The sequence below is a fragment of the Vibrio sp. OPT41 genome (assembly GCF_015163595.1).
GTDB classification, from domain to species: domain Bacteria; phylum Pseudomonadota; class Gammaproteobacteria; order Enterobacterales; family Vibrionaceae; genus Vibrio; species Vibrio alginolyticus.
Genome location: NZ_JADDYH010000014.1, coordinates 573,380 through 591,878 on the forward strand (window position 1 = coordinate 573,380; position 18,499 = coordinate 591,878).

The window sequence follows — 18,499 nt, forward strand, 5'->3', positions numbered from 1 at the left end:
AAAAATTCAATATGAATTCAATTTCATTATAGATATAAAATAATATGCAAAATAAAAGTAAAGCAATCACTCTAAATTATCGTGATTAATTTTAATAGTAACGTAAAGTTGAGAATATAAATCTATTCGCTCTGCAAAAATCTAGAATAATTAACCTAAAAGGAACAGAACGGTAAATGCATAATAATTCACCGCTCTCTATTAGCATTTTTGCAATGCTATTCAAGTAGACTAGTCCGCTAGTTTCACTGCAGTACCAAATGCCAAAATTTCCGAAGAACCATCTACGATTGAGCTTGTGGTAAATCGAATCCCTACAATTGCATCGGCACCTTTAGATTCAGCGTCCGCCACCATGCGCTGTATAGCAATATCACGCGCGTCGGTCATCATTTCCGTGTAACCACGAATTTCGCCGCCAACAATGCTCTTGATACCCGCCATGAGGTCACGGCCAATATGCTTTGATTGAACAACATTACCAGTTACAACCCCTCTGATTTCAGAGATCTGCTGGCCAGGAATGCTTTCGGTCGTTGTGTAGATCATTTTTAATCCCTTATAAACGTAAAAATTTATACCCAAGCTACCTTATAACTAACATAAGATGCTAACCAATAAATTGAGAAGACTGATAAACAATACTCTAAATAGCCAAGCTAAAAGTCATTTGGGTATAAATTTTAGCAATAAAAAAGGAGAGCTAATGCTCTCCTTCTCTTAATCCTAAACTGCTAATTAAAGAGCAGCTTTCGCTTTTTCAACTAGAACTGCAAATGCAGCTTTGTCGAATACTGCGATGTCCGCAAGGATCTTACGGTCGATCTCGATAGATGCTTTCTTAAGACCGTTGATGAAACGGCTGTAAGATAGACCATTTTGACGAGATGCCGCATTGATACGTGCAATCCATAGTTGACGGAATTGACGTTTCTTAGCGCGACGGTCACGGTAAGCGTATTGACCAGCTTTAGTAACTGCTTGGAAAGCTACGCGGTAAACGCGTGAACGCGCACCGTAGTAACCTTTAGCTTGTTTTAGAACTTTCTTATGACGTGCACGAGCTTGTACACCACGTTTTACGCGAGGCATTATGCTTCTCCTAAACTAAACGATTGATAACTAAAAAGAATTAAGCGTATGGCAACATACGGATTACTGCAGCCACTTCACATTTTGGAAGGATTGCATTTGGACGTAGTTGACGCTTGTTCTTAGTAGTACGCTTAGTCAGGATGTGACGTTTTGTAGCGTGCTTGTACTTAATACCACCAGCAGTTTTCTTAAAACGCTTAGCAGCACCTTTGTTGGTTTTCATCTTAGGCATGATGAATAACTCCGCATTGAGTAGGTTTAATAAACAACGTAATTAGGGCGAACAAAACCCAGCCGTTATGCCTTTATCGAAAGGAAAGCGGCTAGGTTTTAATTACTTGATGAGCCGTTAATTACTTCTTTTTAGGGGCTAGCACCATGATCATCTGGCGACCTTCAATCTTCTTAGGGAAAGATTCAACTACAGCAATTTCTGCAGTATCTTCCTTAAGACGATTTAGAACGTCAACACCGATGTCTTGGTGTGCCATCTCTCGGCCACGGAAGCGAATTGTTACTTTCACTTTGTTGCCTTCTTCAAGGAAACGCGTCAGGTTGCGTAGTTTTACCTGATAGTCTCCAATATCAGTTCCAGGACGGAATTTTACTTCCTTGATCTGGACCTGCTTTTGCTTCTTCTTCTGCTCTTTAGCAGTTTTGCTCTTCTCGAAGAGGAACTTACCATAGTCCATCACACGACAAACAGGTGGCTCGGCGTTAGGACTGATCTCAACGAGATCCATACCAGCTTCTTCAGCAGCTGCAATGGCTTCTTGAATCGATACAACACCAACTGATTCACCGTCAGCGCCTGTTAGTCGAACTTCACGAATACCACGAATTTCACCGTTGATACGGTGCGGGTTTTGTTTTACCGGCTGTTGGCCACGTCTTCCGCCTTTAATAGCTTATTCCTCCAGATTGAGCTTACGGCTAGAGATCTCGTCTTGGATGTATGCAATAAAATCATCCACTTTAAATTTACCAAGATCTTTACCTTTACGAGTACGCACTGCAATTTCGCCAGCTTCCATTTCTTGGTCACCAACAACAAGCATATACGGTACACGCTTCAAAGTATGTTCGCGGATTTTAAAGCCAATCTTCTCATTTCTCAAGTCCGCTTTAGCTCTAATTCCACTTTTTTGTAGTTTTTGTACTATTTCTTGAACATAACCTGACTGTTTATCAGTAATGTTCATAAGAACTGCTTGTTCTGGCGCCAACCAAGTTGGGAAGAAACCAGCATATTCTTCGATAAGGATACCGATGAAGCGCTCTAGTGAACCTAGAATCGCACGGTGAATCATTACCGGTACAAGACGTTCATTGTTTTCACCTACATAAGTTGCACCTAAGCGACCTGGTAGGTTGAAGTCTAGCTGGACAGTACCACACTGCCACGCACGGTCTAGACAATCGTATAGTGTGAATTCAATCTTAGGACCGTAGAACGCACCCTCGCCTTCTTGAATTTCGTATGGAATATCCATCGATTCAAGAGACTGCTTCAATGCTTCTTCAGATTGATCCCAGATTTCATCTGAACCTACACGTTTCTCTGGACGAGTAGACAGTTTCACTACGATGTTGTCGAAACCAAATGTTTGGTACGTATCGTACACCATCTTGATACAGTTTGTTACTTCTTCTTGAATTTGGCTCTCAGTACAGAAAATGTGAGCGTCATCCTGAGTAAAGCCACGTACACGCATAATACCGTGTAGTGCACCAGATGGTTCGTTACGGTGACATGAGCCAAACTCAGCCATACGTAGCGGTAAGTCGCGGTACGATTTTAGACCTTGGTTGAAGATCTGTACGTGACCTGGACAGTTCATTGGCTTAATCGCGTATTCACGGTTCTCAGAAGAAGTTGTGAACATTGCATCAGCGTATTTGTCCCAGTGCCCAGAGCGTTCCCAAAGAACACGGTCCATCATAAGTGGACCTTTCACTTCTTGGTAACCGTACTCATCTAGCTTAGCGCGGATGAATACTTCTAGATCACGGAAGATAGACCAACCATTGTGATGCCAGAACACCATACCCGGTGCTTCTTGCTGCATGTGGAATAGGTCGAGTTGCTTACCAATCTTACGGTGATCACGCTTCGCCGCTTCTTCTAGGCGAGTTAGGTGCGCTTTCAGTGCTTTCTTGTCGTGGAAAGCCGTACCGTAGATACGTTGAAGCATTTTGTTGTCGCTGTTACCACGCCAGTAAGCACCTGCAACATTCAGCAAAGTGAAGTGTTGACAGAAGCTCATGTTAGGAACGTGAGGACCACGACACATGTCGATGTATTCTTCATGGTGGTAAAGGCCTGGACGATCATCACGAGATACGTTTTCGTCTAGGATTTCCACTTTGTATGGTTCGCCACGTGATTCAAACGTATCACGCGCTTCCTGCCAGCTTACTTTTTTCTTAACCACTTCGTACTTGGTTTTCGCTAGCTCTTTCATACGCTTTTCAATCTTTTCAAGATCTTCTTGCGTTAGAGATTCGTCTAAGTCGATATCGTAGTAGAAGCCATTGTCGATGGTTGGACCGATCGCCATTTTAGCTTGAGGGTAAAGCTGCTTAAGAGCGTGACCAAGAAGGTGAGCACAAGAGTGACGAACGATTTCTAGACCGTCTACTTCATCTTTAACTGTGATGATTTCAAGGCTTGCGTCTTCTTCAATTAGATCACACGCATCAACGCGGTTACCGTTTACACGACCAGCGATAGTTGCTTTTGCAAGACCAGGACCGATCGATTGCGCAACTTCCATAGTAGAAACTGGGTTGTCAAATTGACGCTGACTGCCGTCAGGAAGAGTAATAATAGGCATGCTATGTCCTTTACAGTGGTGTTGCACACCAAGCAACACATGTTATTCAAATTAGAAGCTATTTGTTGAAAATAGTTGAGAGTCAATAAAGGCCTCTCGGTAACACGAATACCGGACCGTTATCGAAAATGGGATTGTACCTAGCTCACATTTAGAATGCAAAGCGCGATTTTGTTTTGTCATAAGAACTTAACCGCAGACCCGTCACTACAATCTGATCATGCTTTTTTTAAGAGACCGCATAGCTGATGAATGGAATTGCCCCTCAATGAACTTACACAACAAATTACAATATCCCCTATTACGTGTGAACCGATACAAAGCCTAACACGCTGGGCGAGAGCTCAACGTGCGATTTAGGTATATAGTTGTTTTATAGAGTAGTTTGTATGTAGGTATTCATCATGGTCTATTTCAAATCGCGCTTTATGGTGCTTCTAAGCACCTCGATATGTTCTTTGCAAGCCTTCGCATCAAATGACTTATATGGCCCGCTGCGTTCTTACGCACAATCCCCAATGCAAGTGGTTAGTCACACCAACATACTGCGTTCAGGACATAGTCTGCCCTATGGTTTTGTCGAAGCCTATGGTTCAGGAACCGTGGCAAGTGTTTGGGCTCATACTGATGAATACGCACTGGATTATTACCACAATCAAATCGAATTAGGCAGCAAATGGCAAGTCAGCAACCGTTGGCAGTTGGAGCTCAACTATCGATGGGTCTTTGCCGCTGACAACCATTTAGATGGACTGACGAAAAGCTTCCATAAACTTTTCGGTATCGGACAAAATGGGCGGGATAAAGTAGACAGAGATCGTTTTTACATTTCAATGCCGCAATATGATGTGCTTGAAGATGATTTCGAAGGACAAACACTGGCCAATAACCTATCTACTTACTTACAGTATCAAGTGTTCCAAAATGAACATCACGGCCTATCGATTGGCGGCAGTTTGTATTTTAACGATGTGGCTCACGGCACTTTTCAAGGTAGCAGTTTCGAGCAAGGCTTCCAATTAAACTACAGCTACTTAAGTGATGCTCATGCATTTTATTCGATGATTGGCATGACTTTTCGCTCGGATGACCGTGCCTTGCTCGATCTGCCCTATCGACATAATACGATTGCCATTGCGGGTGGGTACCGTTATGCCTTAGAGGATAACCATCACCTGATGTTGGAATATCATTGGTATCAAGGCTCAACAGAAGGGCCCACAGAGTTTGCTGATGCCTCTAATGAACTGGTATTAGGCTATCGATATCTAATGGAAAATTCAGCGCTTGAGTTTTTAGCCGTAGAGAACGCAAGAAACATGGATAACAGTACCGATATCGCTTTCACAATAGGATATCGGTACATATTTTCATCAAGTTGATGAGAGCTATAGATTTAGCGTTGGTGCAACTGCGGCTGCGACTTGAGCATCGGTTGCATTGATCGGCAACGTAAACGAGCGATATTGGTCACCAGCCAAACTGAGCGAACGGTCAATCTCTGCCAAACAATGCATGACCTGCCCTTCCAGAATAAAAGAGAGCTCAATTTCTTTTGATGAGATAAAGCCGTTGTTACGGAACTCTAGCTCTTGATAAATACCAGAGCGAGAGGCAAACGAGCCACCGCGCAAAAAGCCTTTTTCAACATCGGCTTTAACCATTGTGAAGCCAGCTTGCTCGATCGCTTGAATAACCCGAGATGCTACTGGTAGTGGTTTCACTTCAATATAGTCACGGTCACGCGGGTCAATCGCAAAATCAATATCTAACGTCGTTTCGACCCAAACATGACATTGATTCTTAAGTGCGCTAACCGCAGTAATTGGCGTTTCATCATGCAGTTTTAGCTCAAACGGAACCTGCTTTTCTTCATTAGGTTGAATCACAAAAGGGTCAACTGCTTTCAATTGATCAATAGTGAAGGTTTGGTAACTTACGCTATCATCCACTTCGACTTTCATTTCCGTGTTCAATTTAATCGTAATAGCATCAATTTGTTGTTCGACGTCTCCGCCTTTGATATGAACATGCCCTTTCAGCGTCGCTCCTTGAAACACGCTCATTTCGTCCAAAATGGTATCTACTTTTGCAGAGCCGATCCCCAGTGATGCTTTCAATTTTTTAAACATACTTTTCCTTTTTTAGCGATTTTTCTTCTAATAATCGTTTGTTTACACAATTGTTTTCTGCTGTGCAAGCAATAGACCACAAGAAAATGTTTGAATTCAATCATCAATCCAAATAATGCTCAGCAGTAAGAGTCATTCAGCCCTTCAATAGGATTGCTCGGTCACTAAGCGGTACGTTCGTCGAGAAATGTTTGCAATTTGTACCTAAATTAAGCAGTATTTGTATAGTCAAATAAAGGGAAATCATTATGTCTGCACCACTCTACATTCAAATTAAACAATTTATCCTGGATAAAATTGATGCTGGAGAGTGGGTAGTTGGTCATCGCATCGCCACCGAGATTGAGCTTACCGAGCAATTTGGTGTCAGTAGAATGACAGTGAACAAAGCAATTCGGGATTTAGTTAATGAGGGCCGATTACAACGTCGCCCACGCTTAGGCACGTTCGTGTGTGATCCTGGTGAAAAGTCAGAATCTCCCCTGCTAGACATTCGAAACATTGCCGAAGAAGTCAGCGATAGAGGGCGAAAGTATGGCAGTAAAGTGCTCAAACAGATTGCTATAAAAGCAGATGACAACATTGCGACAAAACTCGGCGTTATGTTAGGCACGACAGTGTTTTACAGTGAAATTATTCACTATGAAGACCAAACGCCGATTCAATTGGAGCTCCGCTGGGTGAATAGCCAATATGCCCCGAGTTATTTAAATCAAGACTTCACACAAATCACTCCAAATCAATACCTGTCAGATAATTGCCCACTCAGCGCGATAGAACATACTGTAGAGGCAATTGTGCCTGAAAGCCGTATTAAGCAAGACTTAAAAATGCAAGCCAATGAACCTTGCCTTCTCTTGAATCGCAGAACGTGGAGCCAAGATAAGTTAGTCAGTACCGCCCTACTTTATCACCCTGGTAACAAATATAAGCTGAGCTCAAAAGTGCTCATTTAAGGACAAGATTTGTCCTCTAGATCTACGTTTTGATCACATTTTAGCAACATCAATCTTGTCAGTGTTCTTATTTTGCTCTATTTATTTGTATATACATTTAATGATACAAATAAACACAGGGACACAAACATGGATTTGCTGATTGAAAACGCACGTCTAGTTACCATGCAATCGGGAGAATGCGGATACCTTCCAACGCCTCCAGCGCGCATTGGTATTCAATCTGGAAAAATCGTTGCGATCAGTACCTGTGCCATTGGTGAAGACGCACCGCAAACCGAGTCTCTGTTGTCTGCCCAACATTACCCTCAGAGTATCGATCTTCAAGGCCAGTTAGTTCTGCCAGGTTTGATCGACTGCCACACTCATCTTATTTACGCGGGCAATCGTGCCAACGAATTTGAAATGCGCTTAAACGGCGTGCCATATCAAGAAATTTCCAAACAAGGCGGCGGGATTCTCTCAACGGTACATGCGACACGCTCTGCAACCGAAGCACAACTAGTTGAGTTAGCGTTACCACGTTTAGATGGGTTACTCGCGAGTGGCGTCACTTCTGTCGAGGTGAAATCTGGCTATGGATTGACACTGAATGATGAAATAAAAATGCTCCGTGCCGCCAAAATGCTAGAGCAAGAGCGCAAAGTTAAAATCACCACTACACTTCTCGCCGCTCACGCTATTCCGCCAGAGTTTCAAGGTCGTGCAGATGATTATATTGAGCACATTTGTCAGGACATAATCCCTGTTGTCGCAAAGGAAGAATTAGCTACGAGTGTCGATGTTTTTTGTGAATCGATTGGTTTCAATCTTGAACAAACAGAAAAAGTGTTTGTAGCTGCAAAACGCCACGGCTTAAAGGTTAAAGGGCATACTGAGCAACTTTCTAATCTCGGTGGTACAGCCCTCACTGCGCAATACAACGGTCTGTCAGCGGATCACATCGAGTTTTTAGATGAGCAAGGTGTTAAAGCACTTGCTCGATCAAACACCGTCGCCACTCTATTGCCTGGCGCTTTTTATTTTCTAAGAGAGACTCAGTTACCACCGATTGAGTTATTGAGAGAGCATAACGTGCCGATGGCAATTGCTACGGACGTCAACCCAGGTACATCACCATTTTCTGATCTCACACTCATGCTGAATATGGCGTGCACGCTATTTCGCCTTACACCGCAAGAAGCACTGCGTGGTGTAACGCAACATGCAGCCAAAGCTCTGGGTTATCAAAACTCACGTGGCGAAATCAAAGTAGGGTTTGATGCGGACTTCTCTATCTGGGATATCGAAAGCCCTGCGGATTTAAGCTATCAAGTCGGAGCAAAACGTCTGGTAGGTCGTATAGTAAATGGTGAATACATTTCACACGGAGGCCAATAATATGTCTCAATTCGACCTACACTCTCCCCTATTTCATTGGCAAGGCCGTCATGATGCCGAGGACGGCAAGCTTGGTCAGCGAATTCATCACGTTGTTCAACGCCAAAAAGCAGATGAGTTGAGTGCCGTTGCGCATGGCGTCTCATTACTCGGTTTTGCTACCGACGCTGGCGTTGCGAGAAACAAAGGACGCATTGGCGCGAAAAAAGCGCCAGACTTAATCCGACGAGCACTCGCTAATTTAGCATGGCACCAAGACGCCCCACTATATGACTTAGGTACTGTGGTGTGTGAAGACGACTTACTGGAAGAGAGCCAAGCTCTATGTGCAGCAACCATTTCAAGCGCACTGCCCCATACGCCAGTCATCGTGCTGGGTGGTGGGCATGAGATTGCGTGGGCCTCGTTTTCCGGCTTAGCGGAATATTTTAAAGCGCACCATCCAGAGAAGAAGCCTAAAATCGGCATTATCAATTTCGATGCGCATTTCGATTTGCGCGCATTCGAGAGTAACCTCGCCGACATAAGACCGAGCTCTGGTACACCCTTCAACCAAATTCATCATTTTTGTCAACGTAACGATTGGGACTTTCATTACGCTTGTATTGGTGTAAGCCGCAGTAGCAACACTAAAGCGCTATTTGAAAAAGCAGATGCGTTAAATGTTTGGTATGTAGAGGACAATCAGCTCTGCTACTTAAACCACAGTTATCACTTAACTCAGCTTCAGCATTTTATTGACGACTGTGACCACCTCTATTTGACCATTGATCTGGATGTATTTCCTGCCGCAACCGCACCTGGAGTCAGCGCACCAGCAGCTCGGGGAGTGAGTTACGACACAATTGCCCCCTTTTTAGATCGAATTCTTCATTACAAAAATAAGTTAATGCTGGCTGATATCGCCGAATACAACCCAAATTATGACGTCGATAGTCAAACAGCACGATTAGCTGCCCGTTTGTGTTGGGATATCGCCAACGCAATGGCGGAAAAACAGCACAAACCATAATGCATCCCAGATGCCACTGATTATTACGACCAAGCAAGTACTTGGTCATCACGAGAAACTAAAGGAGTCTGAAATGACACAGCGCCAGGGACAAGATCCACGACTTGATACAAGCAGAACAATTCGTGCACCTCACGGAGATAAACTGCGCGCAAAATCTTGGCTAACCGAAGCCCCTCTTCGTATGCTGATGAACAACCTTGATCCTGATGTTGCAGAACATCCACATTCACTGGTTGTATATGGCGGCATTGGCCGAGCAGCGCGAAACTGGGAATGTTACGACAAGATTGTTGAAGTACTTGAAAGACTCGAAGATGACCAAACGCTTTTAGTTCAATCAGGCAAGCCTGTTGGTGTTTTCCCTACTCATAAAAATGCCCCACGCGTGCTTATCGCAAACTCAAACCTTGTTCCGCATTGGGCAAACTGGGAACACTTCAACGAGCTCGATAAACAAGGCTTGATGATGTACGGCCAAATGACCGCTGGCAGCTGGATATACATTGGCTCGCAAGGTATCGTACAAGGCACATACGAAACGTTCGTATCTGTTGCAAAAAAACACTTTGACGGTGAAGCAAAGGGCCGTTGGATTCTAACAGGTGGTCTCGGTGGCATGGGTGGTGCTCAACCTCTCGCTGGTACAATGGCGGGCTTCTCCATGATTGCAGTAGAGTGTGATGAGTCACGTATCGATTACCGCCTACGTACAGGCTATGTCGATAAGAAAGCGACTTCTTTAGATGAAGCGCTAGCTATCATTAAAGAGTCAGACACACCAGTATCGGTTGGTCTACTAGGTAATGCAGCAGACGTTTTCTCTGAGCTGGTAGAACGTAATATCACGCCTGATGTAGTAACAGACCAAACGTCTGCACACGACCCGCTCAATGGCTATTTACCACAAGGCTGGAGCATGTCTCACGCAGCAGAAATGCGTTTGCAAGATGAAGCAATGGTCGTAAAAGCAGCGAAAAAATCCATGGCTGTGCAAGTTCAAGCGATGTTAGAGCTGCAAAATCGCGGCGCCGCAACACTCGACTACGGTAACAACATCCGCCAGATGGCCTTGGAAGAAGGCGTAGAAAACGCATTTGATTTCCCTGGCTTCGTTCCAGCCTACATTCGTCCTCTATTCTGTGAAGGTATCGGTCCTTTCCGTTGGGCTGCTCTCTCTGGCGATCCTGAGGACATTTATAAAACCGACCAAAAAGTAAAAGAGCTAATTCCAGATAATCCGCACTTACATAACTGGCTAGATATGGCTCGCGAACGCATCCAGTTCCAAGGTTTACCTGCGCGTATTTGCTGGGTTGGTCTTAAAGATCGTGAGCGTCTTGGTCAAGCATTCAACGAAATGGTGAAAAATGGCGAACTTAAGGCGCCCGTTGTCATTGGTCGAGACCACTTAGACTCTGGCTCTGTAGCAAGCCCGAACCGTGAAACCGAAGGTATGATGGACGGTTCTGACGCCGTATCAGACTGGCCATTATTAAACGCGCTACTCAACACGGCGGGCGGCGCAACTTGGGTTTCACTGCACCACGGTGGTGGCGTAGGTATGGGCTTCTCGCAACACTCAGGTATGGTTATCTGCTGTGACGGCAGTGAAGATGCCTCACAACGTATTGCCCGCGTGCTGCATAACGACCCAGCAACAGGCGTGATGCGTCATGCTGATGCGGGATACGATATCGCTAAACAATGTGCAGCAGAGCAAGGGCTAGATTTGCCAATGCTCAACGAAGAACTGAAGAAGCTCAAGTAAGGATGAAAGAGATGTTAAATTTAACGCTAAAGCCGGGTCATATTAGCTTAAACGAACTACGCCAAGTGAGCCGTTCACCAGTCAACCTTACTTTGGATCCTGAAGCCATTCCGGCCATTGAAGAAAGCACACAGGTCGTAGACCGAGTCATCGCGGAAGATAGAACGGTTTACGGAATTAACACTGGTTTTGGGCTATTGGCTAACACACGAATAGCACCAGAAGATTTAGAAACACTGCAACGCAGTATCGTTCTTTCTCATGCGGCAGGTATCGGTGAGTTTATGTCAGATGAAACGGTTCGTCTGATGATGGTATTAAAAATCAATAGTCTGTCTCGTGGCTTTTCTGGGATTCGCCTAAAAGTCATTAATATGCTGACCGACCTAGTCAACGCACAAGTTTACCCTTGTGTACCTAAAAAGGGCTCTGTTGGCGCATCAGGTGACTTAGCTCCTCTAGCCCATATGAGCACTGTATTACTGGGAGAAGGACAAGCTCGCCACAACGGTAAAATCATTTCCGGGCAAGAAGCATTAAAAATCGCAGGTCTAGAGCCTATCACTCTGGCGCCAAAAGAAGGCTTAGCGCTACTAAATGGGACTCAGGCATCCACAGCGTTCGCATTGGAAGGCCTGTTTATCGCGGAAGACCTTTTCGCATCAGCAACCGTTTGTGGTGCAATGTCTGTTGAAGCCGCTCTCGGCAGCCGACGTCCATTCGATCCGCGCATTCACCGTGTACGTGGTCATCGCAGCCAAATGGACGCAGCACTCGCATACCGTCATTTGTTAGACACATCGAGTGAAATAGGTGATTCGCACACTAACTGTGAAAAAGTACAAGACCCGTATTCTTTGCGCTGTCAGCCTCAAGTGATGGGCGCGTGTTTACAGCAAATCCGCAATGCGGCGGAAGTATTACAAGTAGAAGCGAACTCCGTATCAGATAATCCGTTGGTGTTTGCTGAAGATGGTGACATCATCTCTGGCGGTAACTTCCACGCGGAGCCTGTTGCAATGGCAGCCGACAACCTAGCACTTGCGATTGCCGAGATCGGTAGCTTGTCTGAACGTCGTATGGCATTACTTATCGATAGCGCGCTATCAAAACTGCCACCGTTCTTAGTCGACAATGGTGGTGTGAACTCTGGTTTCATGATTGCTCAGGTTACCTCTGCTGCGTTAGCAAGTGAAAACAAAACACTCGCTCACCCAGCGTCAGTAGACAGCTTGCCAACATCTGCAAACCAAGAAGATCACGTGTCAATGGCAACATTCGCGGCTCGCAGATTGAAAGAAATGGGCGAAAACACTCGCGGTATTCTGGCGGTAGAATACCTCTCAGCAGCACAAGGCCTAGACTTTAGAGCACCAAACAAGTCCTCTGAGCGTATTGAGATTGCGAAACAAATGTTGCGTGAAAAAGTATCGTTCTACGATAAAGATCGCTACTTTGCTCCAGACATTGAACAGGCAAATACTCTGCTTAAGCTGGCTATCCACAACACGCTCATGCCAGAGAGCTTGTTACCAAGTGTTCAATAACCAAGCATAACTGGCATTTCATCGAATAAACAGATAATGACTTGAAGGCTCTACGTTCAGCGTGGAGCCTTTTTACATACGATTAAACATGTTGATGGCACTATTTATGAACGCCTGTCTACTTTGATGGCTATACTTTAAAAGATAGGCGAGCGAAAAGGTCGTTGTTTATTGTTTTCACAAATAAAAGCGTTGCTAAAGTATGCGTTTTTAACGGTTTATCCGCCGAAATAGTGTCTTATTGTTAGGATACGGTGAAGTTTTCACTGGATGGACCATTGCTACGCAGATATTCGCATATAATCCCACACAGTTTTGGTTACTACGTAAAAATTATGTTTCTAACACCTTATTTTTCAAACACTAATCACCAGTTTCAGTTCACTCGCGAACAAGCAAGCCACTTTGCAAAACGTGTCGCAGGTGACTACAACCCAATTCATGATGAAGACAACAAACGCTTTTGTGTCCCTGGAGATTTACTTTTCGCTGTGCTTCTTAGTAAAGAAGGCGTTAGCCAAAAGATGCGTTTTAACTTCTCTGGCATGGTAAACGATGGTGTAGCACTTCATATTGAAAATAAGTGTGACAAAGAAAGCGCTGTTGTTGACGAGGCAGGTAAAGAATACTTACACATGTCCCGTGAAGGTGAAACTAACCACGATCCGGCATTTATTGAGCATGTAGTGACAAATTACGTGCAATTTTCTGGTATGAACTTCCCTCACATCATGGTTCCTCTTATGGAAGAGAAGCAAATGATGATTAACTGCCAGCGTCCATTAGTTATTTATGAAAGCATGGAAGTCGAATTTTCACGCTTAGACCTTACGCATCCAGAGGTGGATTTCACTGGCGCAACATTCGACGTAGAAGGAAAACGAGGTGTAGTCACCTTAAACTTTGCGTTTAAAGAAGACGGTGAAGTCGTTGGTAAAGGTATTAAGCGCATGGTTGCAAGTGGCTTGAAGCCATATGACCAAGAAGCGGTTGACGACCTTGTACGCCGCTTTAATGAACGTAAGGATGCATTCCTAGCAAAGTTCGTTAAGGCAGCCTAGTCGACTGCCCTATCAGAAGCGCACAAAAAAAGTGTTTACTAAAAGAAAGCCCAACGTCGACCGTTGGGCTTTCTTTTTATGTCTCATCCAAACAAAACTAAACGCAATGCTTAGAGCCAACGACGAACATGGTTTTTATAATCCACATACTCTTCACCAAACAATCGCTCTAAAACGCGTTCCTCAGGCTTGATTTGAAACCGATTCATATAACTGACAAATATCACGCCACAAAGCACCACACTCAAGTGCTGCCACCACAAACCAGTTGCTATGATTAGAAGCAATAATGCCGTGTACATAGGGTTGCGTGAAAAGGCAAACACACCTGTTCTTACAACAGAAGATGCCGCTTCAGGTTTTACTGGGTTTACTGTGGTTTTTACTTTGCGAAATTCATACACGCCAGCAATGCCCATGTAGCCAGACAACAAAGTTAATACACCTACTACAAATTCAACAAAGGGTACTCGAATGTTCATGCTCGGCGTCAAAACTTTAAGTCCGTACATCAAAAGTATGACTAGCAAAAACACCACAACAGGTGGGACTTTGAGTTCAAGTTTTCTCAAGATTCATATCCTTTGAAAGGGTCTAAATACGGTTTCTAAAAAGCCCAGTAAAACTGGGCTTGATCTAGTCCGATTACAACAAAGTTAACAATGCCTGAACGGGATGCTTGGGCTTCGTTCCTTCAAAGCGTTTAACTTGGCTGCGGCAAGAATAGCCTGTAATCAAACATCTCTCGTTATCCAACTTATCTAAGCTCGGCTTCCAGCTTAAATTGTAAATGTCTTTCGACATCGACAACTTATCAACCTCATGACCAAACGTACCCGCCATACCACAACAACCAACAGGTACCGTATTCAAAACTGCACCAAAGTGAGCAAAAATAGCGCCCCACTCTTTTTCCGCATTGGGCATTTTGGTTTTTTCAGTACAGTGCGCAAACAGATACCAAGGTTCCTGCGCCTTATGCTCTCCGCTTTCAAACGCTTCTAGTCTTGGGTAAAGCCATTCGTGGGCTGTTAGTACATCGAAATTACCTCGCTTACTGCCAAGCACTTCAGCGTATTCATCTCGATAACACAGCACCAAAGCAGGATCGACGCCAACTAATGGGATATCCAAATCCGCTACCATCGCCAAGAACTTCGCTGTGTCGGCTGCTGTGTCCTTAAACTGACGTAAAAACCCTTTAATGTGTTGTGCTTTACCATTCGGCTTAAACGGCAGAAGTACCGGATGCATACCCAGCTTTTTCAATAACTTAACGAAGTCTTCAACGACATCAGCGTCGTAGTAGCTAGTGAATGGGTCTTGAACAATTAAAACATGCTTGCTCTTTTCAGACGAAGACAAACCACTGAGCGCTTGCAGATCATAAGGCGTTGTCAGCGACTCTACTCGTTGTTTCAAGGTGGGTACTGATAACAACGGCGCATCGACATACCCGACCGTAGATGCCGTTAAACTTTTCACCCACGACTGCTTCAAAACACCATTTACGACACCTGGCGCTTTCGCCATCATCGGCAGCATAGTCTCAATGTTGGCAACCAGATAGTCTTTTGCAGGACGTTGGTAACGAGAGTGATAGATGTTTAAAAAGCGCGAGCGAAAGCTCGGAACATCGACTTTAATCGGACACTGACTCGCACACGCTTTACACGCCAAACAACCATTCATCGCTTCATACACTTCGTGAGAGAAGTCATACTCGTGACGACGATTGATAGAATGACGTACGCGGTCAATCATGGTTTTGATTGATGTTTTGTTTTCTAGTGTTTGCTTTTCTAAGTCAAGGATATCAATGCCTTGTTCAGTGAGCTGACGCAACCACTCGCGAACCAAACCCGCACGACCTTTCGGTGAATGACGACGATCGGCTGTTACTTTCATCGATGGACACATTGGCGAGCTAGTATCGTAGTTAAAACACAAACCGTTACCGTTACATTCCATCGCTTGTTTAAAGCTGTCACGTACTTGAACGTCAATCTGACGGTCATAGTAACCACGTTTGGTATCGGTAACTTTGACAAGCTCTGCATCACTATCCAGCGGTGTACAGATTTTGCCCGGGTTCATTTTGTTGTGTGGATCGAATGCCGCTTTCACACGTCTCAGTTCAGTAAACAACTCGTCGCCGAAAAACTCAGGGCCATATTCTGAACGGAAACCTTTGCCGTGTTCACCCCACATCAAACCACCGTATTTCGCCACCAGCTTGACCACTTCATCAGAAACTTCGTGCATCAATGCTTCTTGGTGCGGGTCACACAAATCCAACGCAGGACGTACGTGAAGCACCCCAGCATCGACGTGACCAAACATGCCGTAATTCAGAGACTTGCTGTCTAACAGTTCTCGAAACTCTACAATGAAGTCCGCCAGGTTTTCTGGTGGCACACAGGTATCTTCAGCGAATGCGACCGGTTTAGCACGACCTTTTGCTGCGCCTAACAAACCCACCGCTTTTTTACGCATGTTGTAAATACGCCCAATGCTCGCTACATCGTTACAAACTTGGTAGCCGATAATGCCCGCTTCTTCTGTTTCCAACATGGTATCGAGCTTGGCGGTCAATGCTGCAACCTGAGCAGCAACTTCCTCTTCGTCCTGACCTGCGTATTCCACCATATTGATACCAAGCATCTCTTTATTTGGAACATCGGTAAGTAAATCGCTCACGGTGTGCCAAACGATATCTTGCTTCGCGAGATTAAGCACTTTTGAGTCAACGGTTTCTACAGACAGCGCCTTCGCTTCTACCATAAACGGTGCATTACGCAGTGCAGAATCAAAGCTGTTGTATTTAACGTTAACCAAAGTACGCGCTTTCGGAATTGGCGTCAGGTTAAGCTTCGCTTCGGTAATGAATGCCAATGAACCTTCAGCGCCGCACAGTACTCGTGTGATATCGAAACGGTCACCTTCTTCATTCAAGGCATTTTTTAAATCGTAGCCCGTTAAAAATCGGTTAAGAGGAGGAAACTTATCTACGATCTGCTGGCGTTTTTCACGACATACGGATTCCGTTACACGTAGCGCCTTGGCAGCAAACTCGCCTTCTTTTGGGTAACCATGAGACAAGTCCGACTCTAAAATTGAACCATCAGCAAACACCGCTTGTAGCGACAAAACATGATCGGATGTTTTTCCGTATTTCAGAGAACCTTGACCAGAAGCATCGGTGTTGACCATGCCGCCAATCGTTGCACGGTTACTGGTAGATAAGTCTGGAGAGAAGAAGTAGCCATAAGGGCGAACAGCGTCATTTAACTGGTCTTTCACTACACCAGTTTGTACACGAACCCAGCCTTCTTTCTCATTAATCTCAAGCACTTTGTTCATGTGACGAGACATATCCACCACAATACCTTTGGTAAGCGACTGACCATTGGTCCCTGTGCCGCCACCACGAGGTGAAAAGGTAATTCGTTCGTACTTTTCTTTATTGCTCAGTTTCCCGAGGAGAGAAACATCTTCTGTCGTTTTGGGATGAACGACAGACTGAGGAAGTTGCTGGTAAACACTGTTGTCAGTGGCAACCGCTAGTCGACTTGAATATTGGCTTTCGATATCACCAGTGAATCCGGCGTGCTCAAGCTCTTTCAGAAAACTAAGAACAAGAGGATCGACATCAGTTTGCGAGTGTAATCTTGGTAACATTTGCTTCCTGCCCCTACGACGCTGATCCGATCAGCTGCGGGTTGTGTAATTATTTGCTCACTTCTCATACAAATTGGCGCTAAGCGAAAAATAACACCACAAAAGAGTTAGTGAAGTAATATTCTTTGAATTTCGTCACTTTACAACATTTAAAAAGACGAGCAAATCAGAATCTCGATACAATAATTAAACTTATGCTTTATTTTTTCACGCTTGATGCCTTACATTGGGGAACGAATCGCGTTTCTAGATGAGTTTTCAGAATGAAAAAAAATAAAATTGTGACCACTGAAGATATCCTTCTCAAACTTTGCCAGTCTGTTTCTGGCGTACTTACTTCGGCGACATCTTCTCAAGTAAATTATTCAGCAATGGTGCAAAAAATCCACAAGACTAGCCTCAAACCAGATTTTGGCTGTTTTGTTCTGTTTGATGGCGGATTTACCGGGCTAGTTGTGATTAATTTTACGGCAAAAGCCGCACTGGAGATCTACACCAACTACATGCGTAATATGGGCATGCCAGAAGAAGAACTGGCAATATCTCATACTTCTGACGAGGTAGGCGATGTTCTGGGTGAACTCATGAATCAACTGGTCGGAGACTTCACTAATAAAATTCGTAAAGACCTGCAAACGAACATCACACAAAACCAACCAAAAATGCTGGCGCTGAATAAGCAAGTTATCTTACAAGTTGATACCAACCTTGACCGCCCTCAAGCGCGCAGAGTGACGTTCTCCACCGAAAACAACAATATTTTCTATCTCGAGCTAGCAATGGATAAAACTGAGTTCATCCAACTGGAAGAGTTTGAAGTTGCTGAAGACGAAAACCCAGACGACATTTTAGAGGCAACACGTAAACAGTTGGCTGAGAAAGAATCTAAATCGTCGGGATCAAACGATGATGCCGATGACTTGCTCAACCAGCTCGGGTTGTAATTCTAACGAATCTTAATGAAGAATGGCTTCTTAGACACAAGTACGACTTCATACTGATTACGACGAACTAAAACGCCAGCCTC

The 18,499-nt window shown here is 44.5% G+C and carries 16 protein-coding genes; 8 read left to right on the forward strand and 8 right to left on the reverse strand.

Translation table 11 applies throughout. From position 1 onward, the window contains the following. Positions 1–231: 231 nt before the first annotated feature. From IQP38_RS06225 to thrS, 5 genes are all read right to left on the reverse strand, one after another. The gene (locus IQP38_RS06225; RefSeq protein WP_033905144.1) at positions 232–549 is read right to left on the reverse strand and encodes a heavy metal-binding domain-containing protein; all 318 of its coding nucleotides are present in this window, start codon (positions 547–549) and stop codon (positions 232–234) included. 189 nt (positions 550–738) lie between these two features. Next, entirely contained in the window at positions 739–1,092 is a 354-nt protein-coding gene (gene rplT / locus IQP38_RS06230) for a 50S ribosomal protein L20 (protein WP_004727974.1), read from the reverse strand. Between the two features lie 40 nt (positions 1,093–1,132). Further along, complete coding sequence (gene rpmI / locus IQP38_RS06235; RefSeq protein WP_005377932.1) at positions 1,133–1,327, reverse strand: 50S ribosomal protein L35; 195 nt, start codon at positions 1,325–1,327, stop codon at positions 1,133–1,135. Positions 1,328–1,448: 121 nt separating this feature from the next. Next, positions 1,449–2,000 (reverse strand): translation initiation factor IF-3, encoded by a 552-nt coding sequence (gene infC, locus IQP38_RS06240; protein ID WP_080276913.1) that lies wholly within the window; start codon positions 1,998–2,000, stop codon positions 1,449–1,451. Positions 2,001–2,003: 3 nt separating this feature from the next. Then, on the reverse strand, positions 2,004–3,932 hold the full coding sequence (gene thrS, locus IQP38_RS06245) for a threonine--tRNA ligase (RefSeq protein ID WP_005395892.1): 1,929 nt from the start codon (positions 3,930–3,932) through the stop codon (positions 2,004–2,006). A gap of 404 nt (positions 3,933–4,336) precedes the next feature. Between thrS and IQP38_RS06250 the strand changes: the two genes are divergently transcribed. After that, positions 4,337–5,314, forward strand: a complete 978-nt coding sequence (locus IQP38_RS06250; RefSeq protein WP_193837432.1) for a DUF3187 family protein — start codon at positions 4,337–4,339, stop codon at positions 5,312–5,314. Positions 5,315–5,320: 6 nt separating this feature from the next. Here the strand turns inward: IQP38_RS06250 and IQP38_RS06255 are convergent, their stop codons facing one another. Beyond that, positions 5,321–6,064: a sporulation protein gene (locus IQP38_RS06255; RefSeq protein ID WP_005385491.1), complete on the reverse strand. Its 744-nt coding sequence runs from the start codon at positions 6,062–6,064 to the stop codon at positions 5,321–5,323. Positions 6,065–6,312: 248 nt separating this feature from the next. On the opposite strand from IQP38_RS06255, the gene hutC reads away from it, so the two are divergent. The 6 genes from hutC (at position 6,313) to IQP38_RS06285 (ending at position 13,791) form a co-directional block, all read left to right on the forward strand. Then, the gene (gene hutC / locus IQP38_RS06260; protein WP_005385493.1) at positions 6,313–7,020 is read left to right on the forward strand and encodes a histidine utilization repressor; all 708 of its coding nucleotides are present in this window, start codon (positions 6,313–6,315) and stop codon (positions 7,018–7,020) included. 129 nt (positions 7,021–7,149) lie between these two features. Next, positions 7,150–8,400, forward strand: a complete 1,251-nt coding sequence (gene hutI / locus IQP38_RS06265) for an imidazolonepropionase (RefSeq protein ID WP_017634852.1) — start codon at positions 7,150–7,152, stop codon at positions 8,398–8,400. Between the two features lies 1 nt (position 8,401). Continuing rightward, positions 8,402–9,412 (forward strand): formimidoylglutamase, encoded by a 1,011-nt coding sequence (gene hutG / locus IQP38_RS06270; protein WP_170897140.1) that lies wholly within the window; start codon positions 8,402–8,404, stop codon positions 9,410–9,412. Positions 9,413–9,485: 73 nt separating this feature from the next. Continuing rightward, positions 9,486–11,183 carry a urocanate hydratase gene (gene hutU / locus IQP38_RS06275; protein WP_054578031.1) on the forward strand — a complete coding sequence of 566 codons (1,698 nt, stop codon included), beginning with the start codon at positions 9,486–9,488 and terminating at the stop codon, positions 11,181–11,183. 11 nt (positions 11,184–11,194) lie between these two features. Then, positions 11,195–12,730, forward strand: coding sequence for a histidine ammonia-lyase (gene hutH / locus IQP38_RS06280; protein WP_017821814.1), 1,536 nt, complete (start codon positions 11,195–11,197; stop codon positions 12,728–12,730). A gap of 335 nt (positions 12,731–13,065) precedes the next feature. Further along, positions 13,066–13,791: a DUF3581 domain-containing protein gene (locus IQP38_RS06285; RefSeq protein WP_017821813.1), complete on the forward strand. Its 726-nt coding sequence runs from the start codon at positions 13,066–13,068 to the stop codon at positions 13,789–13,791. A gap of 110 nt (positions 13,792–13,901) precedes the next feature. Here IQP38_RS06285 and IQP38_RS06290 read toward each other — a convergent pair whose 3' ends face one another. Beyond that, positions 13,902–14,363: a methyltransferase family protein gene (locus tag IQP38_RS06290; protein ID WP_005377951.1), complete on the reverse strand. Its 462-nt coding sequence runs from the start codon at positions 14,361–14,363 to the stop codon at positions 13,902–13,904. A 73-nt stretch (positions 14,364–14,436) separates the two neighbouring features. Beyond that, the gene (locus IQP38_RS06295; protein ID WP_017820825.1) at positions 14,437–17,472 is read right to left on the reverse strand and encodes an FAD-binding and (Fe-S)-binding domain-containing protein; all 3,036 of its coding nucleotides are present in this window, start codon (positions 17,470–17,472) and stop codon (positions 14,437–14,439) included. Positions 17,473–17,735: 263 nt separating this feature from the next. Here IQP38_RS06295 and IQP38_RS06300 point away from each other — a divergent pair, with 263 nt between their 5' ends. Next, a complete protein-coding gene (locus tag IQP38_RS06300; protein WP_005388843.1) occupies positions 17,736–18,416 on the forward strand; it encodes a DUF3334 family protein in 681 nt (226 codons plus the stop codon). Positions 18,417–18,499: the final 83 nt, after the last annotated feature.

Coding starts and splice junctions, on each gene's coding strand:
- IQP38_RS06225 (WP_033905144.1), bottom strand. CDS start 549: ATGATCTACACAACGACCGAAAGCATTCCTGGCCAGCAGATCTCTGAA.
- rplT (WP_004727974.1), bottom strand. CDS start 1,092: ATGCCTCGCGTAAAACGTGGTGTACAAGCTCGTGCACGTCATAAGAAA.
- rpmI (WP_005377932.1), bottom strand. CDS start 1,327: ATGCCTAAGATGAAAACCAACAAAGGTGCTGCTAAGCGTTTTAAGAAA.
- thrS (WP_005395892.1), bottom strand. CDS start 3,932: ATGCCTATTATTACTCTTCCTGACGGCAGTCAGCGTCAATTTGACAAC.
- IQP38_RS06250 (WP_193837432.1), top strand. CDS start 4,337: ATGGTCTATTTCAAATCGCGCTTTATGGTGCTTCTAAGCACCTCGATA.
- IQP38_RS06255 (WP_005385491.1), bottom strand. CDS start 6,064: ATGTTTAAAAAATTGAAAGCATCACTGGGGATCGGCTCTGCAAAAGTA.
- hutC (WP_005385493.1), top strand. CDS start 6,313: ATGTCTGCACCACTCTACATTCAAATTAAACAATTTATCCTGGATAAA.
- hutI (WP_017634852.1), top strand. CDS start 7,150: ATGGATTTGCTGATTGAAAACGCACGTCTAGTTACCATGCAATCGGGA.
- hutG (WP_170897140.1), top strand. CDS start 8,402: ATGTCTCAATTCGACCTACACTCTCCCCTATTTCATTGGCAAGGCCGT.
- hutU (WP_054578031.1), top strand. CDS start 9,486: ATGACACAGCGCCAGGGACAAGATCCACGACTTGATACAAGCAGAACA.
- hutH (WP_017821814.1), top strand. CDS start 11,195: ATGTTAAATTTAACGCTAAAGCCGGGTCATATTAGCTTAAACGAACTA.
- IQP38_RS06285 (WP_017821813.1), top strand. CDS start 13,066: ATGTTTCTAACACCTTATTTTTCAAACACTAATCACCAGTTTCAGTTC.
- IQP38_RS06295 (WP_017820825.1), bottom strand. CDS start 17,472: ATGTTACCAAGATTACACTCGCAAACTGATGTCGATCCTCTTGTTCTT.
- IQP38_RS06300 (WP_005388843.1), top strand. CDS start 17,736: ATGAAAAAAAATAAAATTGTGACCACTGAAGATATCCTTCTCAAACTT.